Genomic DNA, 10,143 nt, shown 5'->3' on the forward strand with positions numbered 1-10,143 from the left:
GTGAATATCTACAGGAAATTTAAGTTTTTTTATTGCCCTTAAGTATTCTTGTCTGTTAAGTGTTCCCTGTTCCCTACCTTTGCTATACAATACCGATGCTACCGGACATGATATAATTTAATATTTTGCGTAAGTACTGTAAAATTTAAAATTTAATTGTAATTTTACCAAAATGGGAACCTGTTTCCATATAAGTTAGTGCTTCTGGAGCTGACTCAAATGGAAAGACGCGATCGCAAACTGGACGTAATTTATTCACCTCTATTGCTCTATTCATCGCCTCAAACATCTGACGCGAACCGACAAAAATACCCTGTATCCGCACTCCTTTCATTACTGCGGGTAAAGGATTAAATTCTGCTTGCGCTCCTGCTAATACACCTATTAAACTTATTTGACCTCCCATTCTCACTGCTTTCACAGACTTACTCAAAGTATTTGCTCCACCAACTTCCACAACATAGTCAACTCCGACTCCCTCAGTCAACGCCAATACTTGTTTTTCCCATTTAGGAACAGATTTATAATTAATAACATCAGATGCACCCAACTGTTTCACCCGCTCCAATTTTTCATCACTACTGGAAGTTGCGATGACTCGCGCTCCTGTCATAACTGCAAACTGTAAGGCAAACAAGGAAACTCCACCTGTTCCCATAACTAAAACTGTTTCCCCTGGTTTTAAACCTGCTGCTATTAAAGCGTGCCAAGCAGTTACTGCAGCACAAGGTAAAGTTGCTGCTTCTGTATCAGATAGGTGAGGGGGAATATGTACCACTCCATCTTCAGACAAGACTACATATTCTGCTAACATTCCGTCAACTTCACCCCCTAAAGCAGACCTTGCTGCTTCTGTAGTCAAATTACCTGATAACCATTTCTGCATAAAAATGCCAGCGACTCTATCTCCCGGTTTGACTCTGGTGACACCTTCTCCCACTGAGATAACTTCTCCCACTCCATCCGAACATGGAATAACAGGTAAACGTAGATGGGGGTTATAAAGACCTTTAACCATTAAAATATCTCGATAGTTAAGGGAGACAGCTTTAACTTTGACTAAAACTTCTCCAAATTTTGGTTCCGGTTGTGGTTTTTCAGTACAGACTAAATTACCAAATTCCTGAATTTCAAAAGCTTTCATAATTAGTTATCAGTTATTAGTTATCAGTTAAAAGAGGGAACAGGGAATAGGGAACAGGGAACAGGGAAGAATAATTGATAATTTATGGATAATAATTGATTTTACTTTAGCTTTCATAATCAGTTATCAGTTATTAGTTATCAATTATCAGCAAAATTTCTAGGATGAGTTTCGGTGCGCGACATGAATGCGCCGCATTCCGCAGGAAAGCGTAACGCGCCATTTTTTTTAGGAAAACATAACCCACCGTTTTTTAGTTGAGTTTATAGATGGTGCGTTACATTTCATTTTCATGTCACGCAGTGAAACGCACCCTACGGGAGAAAGGTTATTGTTGGGTTTCGTCCCTCAACCCAACCTACACTTATTGCACCATTTTAGATGTTTCAGTCTACTACTGGACTGACTATTATCCATTATCCATTATCCATTATCCATTATCCCCCTGCTTCAACCGCCAACCTTTTCTGACAATTTGTTTAGACCGAGCAATAACTAAACAATCATCCTCCACATTCTTTGTAACTACCGAACCAGCAGCTACCGTCACATCTTCCCCTAAACTCACCGGAGCAACCAATACACTATTTGACCCAGTTTTAGAGCGATCGCCAATTTTAGTCTGATGTTTTTTCACCCCATCATAATTAGCAGTAATAGTACCAGCACCAACATTTACCTTTTCTCCGAGACTCGCATCCCCTAAATAAGATAAATGCGCTGCATTAGAGCGATCGCCCACCTTAGCTTTTTTCAATTCCACAAAATTACCAATTCGACAGTGAGAACCCACTTGAGAATCACCCCGTAAATGTGCATAAGGACCGATACGAGTATTATCGGCCACCACACTATCAGAAATCACCGAGTACAAAACCGAGGTATTTTTACCTATCTGACTATTTTCAATCAAACTTCCTGGCCCAATGCGACTACCAGCACCAATCAGAGTCCGACCTCGAATATGAGTCTGTGGTTCAATAATCACATCCCGTTGTAGCAAAACTGTATCATCAATAGTAATACTGTCAGGGTCTATCAAAGTTACTCCGGCGGCCATCCAATTATCTTTGACCCGCATCTGCAAAATCTGATAAGCTGTAGCTAAATGTTTACGGTCATTAATCCCAATAATTTCTTGATAGTCATTCACATCAACTGCCATGACAGGATTAAGAAGAGGAACAACATCTGTTAAATAATATTCTTTTTGGTCATTGTCTGCTTTTAGTTCGGGCAATATCTTTGCCAAAGCTGGCCAGTTGAAACAGTAGACTCCTGCATTGACTCGATGGTTTTGTTTCTGGGCAGTCGTACAGTCTCGGTCTTCTACTATTTGAGTCACAAAATTATTTGTATCGCAGAATATTCTACCGTAACCTTTGGGATTAGGTAAATTGGCAGTCAAAATGGTGGCTGAATTTTTATTTTCCTTGTGGGTCTCGATTAACTCCTGGAGAGTTTCGGGTCGTAATAATGGTACATCTCCATTTAATACCAGCAAATCCTCAGAAAATTCTTTGAGATAGGGTAACAATTGTTGAATAGCGTGACCAGTTCCCAATTGTTCCGTCTGTTCTACAAATTCTAGTGTAGGAATATTATCATTATCAATATTATTGTTATTATCTAAGAGAGAGTTTTGTACAAGGTCTCCACGATAACCAACTATCACAATTATTCTTGATGGTTGAATAGAAACACAACTTTCCAGAACTCGTTCGACTAAGGTACAGGAACCTAATTGGTGTAATACCTTGGGTAAGTCTGACTTCATTCTAGTGCCACGTCCAGCCGCTAAAATTGCTACCGCTACCATGATTTTTAGAATTATTTTCTTTCTGAATAAGAAACGTTACATGACGAATCTACTATACTCATATTCTCATATTTGAGGGAGTAGGGAGTAGGCAATAGGGAGTAGGTGAGTAGTTAGTAGGGGAAGTTTAGGAGTAGGGAGTAGACACTAGGGGAAATCTCATAAGGGTAGGTTTTTTACTTTGCTACATTAAATCCTACATTCCGAAATCAAAATGTAGTATTAAACCAGGAGTCAGGAGTCAGAATTCAGAAGTCAGGAGGAAATCATAGTGGTAACTTATGAGTAAACAGTTACTTAATTGTTTATGCTTAATATTTTCTCAGAATTTGAGAAATGAGAAAGGTCAATGAATAGGAGCTATATAGTATAAATACTTACCAAGACACCGAGTTTTATACTACTTTTAATATTACAAATTGACGTGCAGAATGTGAGTTAAATGCTTTTTGATAGATCGCTCTTCTCTTTTTGAATTTGAATTTTCCTTCTTTCTACTTCTTTGTCCACTTTCTCCCTTTGTCTACCTTGTCTTATACCAATTACCATGGATTAACGCTATCCTTCAGTTATACCAAGCGTGAAAAAAGAATGTTACGAATATTTTAGTCAACCAAAGTAGTTTAAGTCAGATGCAAATTTACTAGAATAGATTGTTTCATAGAAAAAAATGATAATAAAAACGGCTTCTACTGACTACTGACTATTGACTATTGACTACTAGAAACAGTCCAAATATTTGTAGCAAAAATTTATCACGCTTGGTATTATACTTCAACACCTAAATAGTTACTAAGACTCAAAGTCTGTTTTTGACAATTACTGGTCGGTTAGTAATTATTTTTCCTACTTTTAATCTATCCCCCCACCTCCTTTCAGACCCATCCTGGGAGGGGCGCGCGGGTGGGTCTCCATCCAATCAAATATAGCAATAATGCTTCAATAATTAATAATTAATAATTAATAATTAAATAATTCGCGCCTTGAAGCCTCCCCTTGGATAGGGGAAAACAAAGACAATATTCCTTATATTCAATTCCCTCGCGGTTTTAACCTTCTTGTAATTATCAATTATCCATTGATGAACTCTTCTTAAAACGGAGAGGATTGAGAAAAATGGTTTTTTTTTCTTTTTTATCCTTAAAAGGAGAGACTTTAAACCTTAATTATTCGGTAAGAAATGGTATTAACTATTATCTCTCTGGGAGAGGAAACTGTGTGTGATAGCTCAAAAATTGTCATTACTGCATTATAACTTTTGACTTTTAACTTTTAACTTTCTTAATTATGCAACGCCATAATTTTAACTTCTGACTTCTGACTTCTGACTTGATTAAATTATGCAACGCCATAATTTTAACTTCTGACTTCTGAGTTCTGACTTCTGAGTTTCTGAGACCAACGTTTTTTCCAATGAGATGTGGGTTCTAGGGATGATTTTTGTTGTTCTAACTGACGGCGATCCACAATAATTTCACTAGAGTCTGATAACTGTGGGTCACGGTAAGGAATACCAGCGCGAGTCAGTAAGTGTTCTTTTTCCTTTTGGGAAAGTCGGGGTAAACATTTCTCCGCAAAACTGGCCACTGTTCCTGGCGATCGCCTACCTACTGGTGTTGTAGAACCAATTTTTAAACCAGCTTCAAGTAATGCTGTTCTGACTGCTGCGGAACAGGAATATGTTGCTAGATAACCATCAGGTTTGAGACAACTACTTACTAAGGATAAAAATTCTACTGTCCAGAGTTGGGGACAACTGGGTGGTGAAAAGGGGTCGAGAAATATAGCATCTGTCTGGAAGCTAGAGTTACTTAATTCTTTAATGGTCGTCCTTGCATCCCCTGTTAGGAGTTTGGCCTGAATTTTGTCTGTTTGTAATTGATGGGTTTTAGCCAAGGTTGCCAATAATTCTGGCACAGGTTCGGGCAAATTATCCAGAAGACCTTTAGCGATCGCTGCTTTTGGCACTTCTGGGTCTAATTCTAGTCCTACCTGAATGATTTTACAGCTAGGATTAATTTTCCAGATAGCTGCTAAAGCTGAAGCGGTATTATATCCTAGTCCATAACAAACATCAAGTAGGCAAACTACAGCTCTATCCACTTTAGATAATAGTTGAACTGGGTAAACAAATTTATATTCGGCTTCTTGTTGAGCGCCAAAATGAGAGTGAAAAGTTTCACCAAATTCGGGTGAAAAGAAAGTCCATGAACCATCTGCTGTTAGTTGTGGTATGAATTTGTAATTTGTCAATTCTTCTTCCTAAATTTTCATATAATGAACAAACCTAAAAAATTATACTTACCAAAATGGTTTCCTTATCCTAGTGCTTGGTTAAAGGCTTTAATTATGATTTCTTTTCTGACTTTGGCGATCGCCAAGGTCAGATATTTTGAACTAGGAATATATTTTGTGAAACTAGAGGGAAGTTTAGAATTATTGGTTTGTTTGAGTATTATTATTTTATTTTTTTTGATTCCTGTTTTTGCTTTTGCACATCATTTTTTGATTTTATTATTTTATACTATTCGGGAAATTTTTTCTAAGAGATATCGTTATAATTTATTTTTTTTCCCAGCAATTATCAGTTGGTGGAAAGCTTTATATAGTTGGTTAGTTATTATCATTAGTACCCTGGCAGCAATTTTAGTATCTACATTAATCCTGCCTTGGCTTCACCTCAATTACACAGTTTTTATCTTAGAAAAAAATAGATTTTTATATCCTGAATCAGTTATAGATAAGTTGCTTTTATTTGTATTTATTAGTATTTAGCTAATAGTAGCTGCTAAATTATATCAATTTGAATTTGTCTCAAAAAGTTTTTTTCTGTTAAGCCAAACAAATCATCATATTCAACCCAGGAAATATAAAGTTAATCAAACGTAAGCATTCAGCTATTAGCTTTCAGCTTTCAGCAATAAAACCTCAACCTTAAAGAGAAGGTTTAAATGAATATCGACTTGAAAACTGACTTCTGTAGTAAAATTAATTCTGAATAATAAAGCTTTTATTAGCCAAACTAAAAGTAAGAGCTGATAGCTTATAGCTGACGGCTGAATGCTTACAATCAAACAAATCAAAATCAACACCAGATTAATTTGAATAACATAGATAATGAATTAGCAAAATCTAGGATTGATTATGGAGTAAATCAAATCACTAAATCTCAAAAAATTAGAGATAAAGCCTACAATAAAAAACTAATTGATTCCCAACATTATCGGCTAAAAAAATTACCTAAAATTCTCAAAGATAATATTTTAGTCTTACTAATTATTCCTTTACTAGGATTAGGCGTATATGGATTTTCTCAATGGAAATTAGTTTCAGAAACTCCTATAGTTATAGTGACTGAAATTCCCTCACCAATACCAAAAAAAGTTAATCCTGAAAAACCAGAAATTGCAGAGGTCAAAACTCAACCTACACCTCTATCTTCTCCAGCAAAACAATCTGCTTATATTCCGACAAAAACTATTATTTTACCACCACCTGACCCATTTACATTAGCAGTTAACCGAGCTATGAATGCAGCAGAAATGGTTCAGTCTGCCCAATCTAAAATAGAATGGGAAGCAGTAGCAAGTCAGTGGCAAGACGCAACAGAATTAATGGAAATAGTGCCAGTATCTCATCCTAAATATAAGGAAGCCAGAAAAAAAATTAAAGAATATCAAAGGTACGCTGACTATGCAATTAGAGTTGGGAAAATTAAAAGGTAAGTTCAATAATTAATAATTCGCGCCTTGAAGCCTCCCCTTGGATAGGGGAAAACAAAGACAATATTCCTTATATTCAATTCCGTAACAGTTTTAACCTTCTTGTAATTATCAATTATCCATTAATGAACTCTTCTTATAACGGATAGGATTGCCTAAAAGGATTTTTTTTCTTCTCAAGGGGAGATTGGATATGGCGCACTTCGGAGCGGCTCTGTCAAGAGCGGGAAACCTCGCCATCCCATCCTACGGAAAGCTCCGCTTTTCATGTCGGCAATGGCCGAAACGACCGCTTTTTCTCCATAAATGGAGAGGCTTTATACCTGAATTTTTCGGTAAAAGAAGGAGAGAAGAAATAATAACAATTTCATCAAATATTACTACAGTTACAGCTTATTTAAAAAAACTATTAATATAATAAAGACAGATAATTGAAGCATAAGAATGACGCAGCTCTAGTTGTCAACTAAATGTAATAAAGCTGATGGCATATCCCTGAATGCTGACGATATAGCAATCCGCACATTGGTTGTGAAAATTTTTATAACAGTTAATTTTTTCACAACCTTTGAAATTATGACTCCTAACTCATGTAAGTTCCTAATCTGACTCCTCCCCTAACTAAGTCCTAATTAAGCTGTTAAGCATCTAAATTGGTTATTGTGATGGGGAGATGGGGGGAGGGTTTAACGGTTTCTTCCCTAGTTTCCTAATAGCCAGTTTAAATGCGTCTTAGTTTACCACCAAAATATTACAACTCAAACAGGATTACTATATAGCATTTATCAAGTTACTGAGGTGAAATTGTTTTCCTTCTTTTCTACTACCTGTTTCCCGAATTACTACTCCCTACTCCCTGCTCCCTACTACCTAAAAAAAAGGTAATTAATCATGGTTCAATATAGATTTATCCAGCTTGCCAAACAAGGAAATTCTAAAGCGATAGCTACCCTCTTAAATAGTAAATTACACCCTGAAGGTATTAATACTAAAGCTAGTGTAGTGAATAGTTGCTTACACATACTCCTAGAATCTGATGAATTACCAGATAGAAGTTCAATTATAAATGTAGTTAGGAATCAACTACTAGAATTGGCACCGGATTCAATTAAAAGAGTAAAATTATTGTTCAAAAGATACATTGATGATTATGCTACCTGGGGTCAAGAATTAGATTTAGAATTAAGTTCCTTATCTGATGTAAACTTGACCAATTTTTATGATAATCAGCAAAATGGATTTTATTCAGAGTCAAAAATTAACAGTATTAAAAATCAAGGTTTGAATAATCTCAAAATGAGTCAGATAACTTTAGGGATAGTAGTGATAATATTGTTCATGGCTTTAGTTGTTTTTATTGGCAAAATGTTGGTCAAGCAATCATTACTAACTCCCAATACTGGTACAACTTATCCTCAAGTATTGCCAAAAGAAGAAAACCTAATTTAACTTAAACATGACTAATACAAATCTCCTTGTTTCTTCTGAGTGGTTATCAGACCATCTTAATGACCCAAACTTAATTATTATCGACTGCCGTTTTTCCTTAGCAGACCCAGCATTAGGCAACAAACAATATCAAGAAAGTCATATTCCTGGTGCATTCTATTTAGACCTTAACCAAGACCTTTCTAACCCTGTACAAAAACATGGTGGACGTCATCCATTACCTGACCCTAATCAACTTGCACAAAAATTAGCAACGATAGGTGTCAAATACCAAGAAACTCTAATCGTAGCTTATGATGATTCTCGCTTTGCCTTTGCCTCCCGTCTATGGTGGTTATTAACATATATGGGCCATGAAAAAGTTGTTATCTTGGATGGGGGTTTTTCTGAGTGGCAAAAAGAATATCCAGTTACAAATGAAATTTCCACTGAAAAGTTAGGTTTTTTTAAACCTCAAATTAAATTAAAAATGGTGGTAGATATAGAAACAGTTAAAGCAAAAAAAGATTTGCCAGAAGTAGTTTTAGTTGATTCGCGAGATAGCGATCGCTACTTAGGAAAACATGAACCTATTGACCCTATTGCTGGTCATATCTCAGGGGCAGTTAATTATCCTTGGAAACAAGTTACTGATGAAAATAGTCAGGCGAAAGTTTCGGAACAAGTTTCTCGTTGGGAACAGGTAAAAAATGCAGAGGATGTTATTGTTTATTGTGGTTCTGGTGTTACTGCTTGTGTAAATTTGTGGTCGTTAAAAATGGCGGGTATTAATACAGGAAAACTTTATGCAGGTAGTTGGAGTGATTGGTGTTCTTATTTAGTAGATAATTAGTCAAGTAGGAAAAAGTAAATCAACAGGAATAATCAGATTGTTCCTGGAAGAGTTCTGAAAATATTCTGGTGAAAATTGTGGCATTGATTTGTGATTTACAAGTTGATATAGTGATTGTTTATTGTGGTTCTGTTGTTACTGCTTGTGTAAATTTGTGGTCGTTAAAAATGGCGGGTATTAATACAGGAAAATTTTATGCAGGTAGTTGGAGTAATTGGTATTATTATTTAATATTAATCAAAAGCAAGTAGTCAGCAATAATAAGTCAAAAGGAGAAATAAAAAAGTAAGCATTTAGCTGTTAGCTAGCCTCTTACAGAGGAACTGCGTTATCAGCTATAAGTCATTAATTAATTATCACATCGAAGGAGGAATTAGTCTCCAAGAAGTGACATAAGAATGAAATTGATCATCAGCTAACTTTAGTAAATTATTAAGTTCAAAAGCTGTTTTCGGCTGTCGCCGATATGAAACGCTGCGCGACATGAATGCTTAAGATTCCGCAGGAAATGCGAGCTAGCTGAATGCTTACTAAAAAAGTCAAATAAAACAGCAACTTATTGACTCTATGGGTGGTTATATTTTAGCGAAGGTTAGTTACTCTAATAAATTAAGAGAGTGATGAAAATAGTCAGGGAAATTTTGGAGAACAAATTTCTTGTTAGCAAGTGGAGGGGGTGATTGTTTATTCTGGTTTTGCTCTGACTCCTGCTTCTCAAATTCTGGTCATGAAAAATCTCAGAATAAATACAGGAAAATTTGATGGAAGTTGTGGCAATGATTGGTGTTCTTATTTCCTAGATAATTAGTCAACTAAACAGGAGGAAGTCAAAAGGAATTATATGATGTTGACTTGAATACTTATCAAAATAGTCAGGGAAATTTTGGAGAACAAATTTCTTGTTAGCAAGTGGAGGGGGTGATTGTTTATTCTGGTTTTGCTCTGACTCCTGCTTCTCAAATTCTGGTCATGAAAAATCTCAGAATAAATACAGGAAAATTTGATGGAAGTTGTGGCAATGATTGGTGTTCTTATTTCCTAGATAATTAGTCAACTAAACAGGAGGAAGTCAAAAGGAATTATTATGATGTTGACTTGAATACTTATCAAAATAGTCAGGGAAATTTTGGAGAAAAAATTTCTTCTTAGCAAGTGGAGGGGGTGATTGTTTATTCTG

General features: G+C 35.8%; 10 protein-coding genes. 7 read left to right on the forward strand and 3 right to left on the reverse strand.

What is annotated here, in order from left to right; translation table 11 throughout:
• Positions 1 to 145: 145 nt before the first annotated feature.
• The 3 genes from F6K22_RS19065 to F6K22_RS19075 all read right to left on the reverse strand — a co-directional run bounded on the left by F6K22_RS19065 (position 146) and on the right by F6K22_RS19075 (position 5,216).
• Positions 146 to 1,144: a zinc-dependent alcohol dehydrogenase family protein gene (locus tag F6K22_RS19065; protein ID WP_293101166.1), complete on the reverse strand. Its 999-nt coding sequence runs from the start codon at positions 1,142 to 1,144 to the stop codon at positions 146 to 148.
• A 430-nt stretch (positions 1,145 to 1,574) separates the two neighbouring features.
• Positions 1,575 to 2,963: a bifunctional UDP-N-acetylglucosamine diphosphorylase/glucosamine-1-phosphate N-acetyltransferase GlmU gene (gene glmU / locus F6K22_RS19070; RefSeq protein WP_293101169.1), complete on the reverse strand. Its 1,389-nt coding sequence runs from the start codon at positions 2,961 to 2,963 to the stop codon at positions 1,575 to 1,577.
• A 1,356-nt stretch (positions 2,964 to 4,319) separates the two neighbouring features.
• Positions 4,320 to 5,216, reverse strand: a complete 897-nt coding sequence (locus F6K22_RS19075) for a tRNA (5-methylaminomethyl-2-thiouridine)(34)-methyltransferase MnmD (RefSeq protein WP_293101172.1) — start codon at positions 5,214 to 5,216, stop codon at positions 4,320 to 4,322.
• A 24-nt stretch (positions 5,217 to 5,240) separates the two neighbouring features.
• Here F6K22_RS19075 and F6K22_RS19080 point away from each other — a divergent pair, with 24 nt between their 5' ends.
• The 7 genes from F6K22_RS19080 (at position 5,241) to F6K22_RS19110 (ending at position 10,016) form a co-directional block, all read left to right on the forward strand.
• Complete coding sequence (locus tag F6K22_RS19080; RefSeq protein WP_293101175.1) at positions 5,241 to 5,738, forward strand: hypothetical protein; 498 nt, start codon at positions 5,241 to 5,243, stop codon at positions 5,736 to 5,738.
• Positions 5,739 to 6,064: 326 nt separating this feature from the next.
• Entirely contained in the window at positions 6,065 to 6,688 is a 624-nt protein-coding gene (locus tag F6K22_RS19085; protein WP_293101178.1) for a hypothetical protein, read from the forward strand.
• 888 nt (positions 6,689 to 7,576) lie between these two features.
• Positions 7,577 to 8,134, forward strand: a complete 558-nt coding sequence (locus F6K22_RS19090; RefSeq protein WP_293101180.1) for a hypothetical protein — start codon at positions 7,577 to 7,579, stop codon at positions 8,132 to 8,134.
• Between the two features lie 7 nt (positions 8,135 to 8,141).
• Positions 8,142 to 8,966: a sulfurtransferase gene (locus F6K22_RS19095; protein WP_293101182.1), complete on the forward strand. Its 825-nt coding sequence runs from the start codon at positions 8,142 to 8,144 to the stop codon at positions 8,964 to 8,966.
• Positions 8,967 to 9,043: 77 nt separating this feature from the next.
• Positions 9,044 to 9,217 carry a hypothetical protein gene (locus tag F6K22_RS19100; RefSeq protein ID WP_363273905.1) on the forward strand — a complete coding sequence of 58 codons (174 nt, stop codon included), beginning with the start codon at positions 9,044 to 9,046 and terminating at the stop codon, positions 9,215 to 9,217.
• Positions 9,218 to 9,642: 425 nt separating this feature from the next.
• A complete protein-coding gene (locus F6K22_RS19105; RefSeq protein ID WP_293101185.1) occupies positions 9,643 to 9,774 on the forward strand; it encodes a hypothetical protein in 132 nt (43 codons plus the stop codon).
• Positions 9,775 to 9,884: 110 nt separating this feature from the next.
• Positions 9,885 to 10,016 carry a hypothetical protein gene (locus F6K22_RS19110; RefSeq protein WP_293101185.1) on the forward strand — a complete coding sequence of 44 codons (132 nt, stop codon included), beginning with the start codon at positions 9,885 to 9,887 and terminating at the stop codon, positions 10,014 to 10,016.
• Positions 10,017 to 10,143 lie beyond the last annotated feature (127 nt).

Origin of the sequence: Okeania sp. SIO2F4, assembly GCF_010672385.1 — a bacterium.
GTDB lineage: Bacteria > Cyanobacteriota > Cyanobacteriia > Cyanobacteriales > Microcoleaceae > Trichodesmium.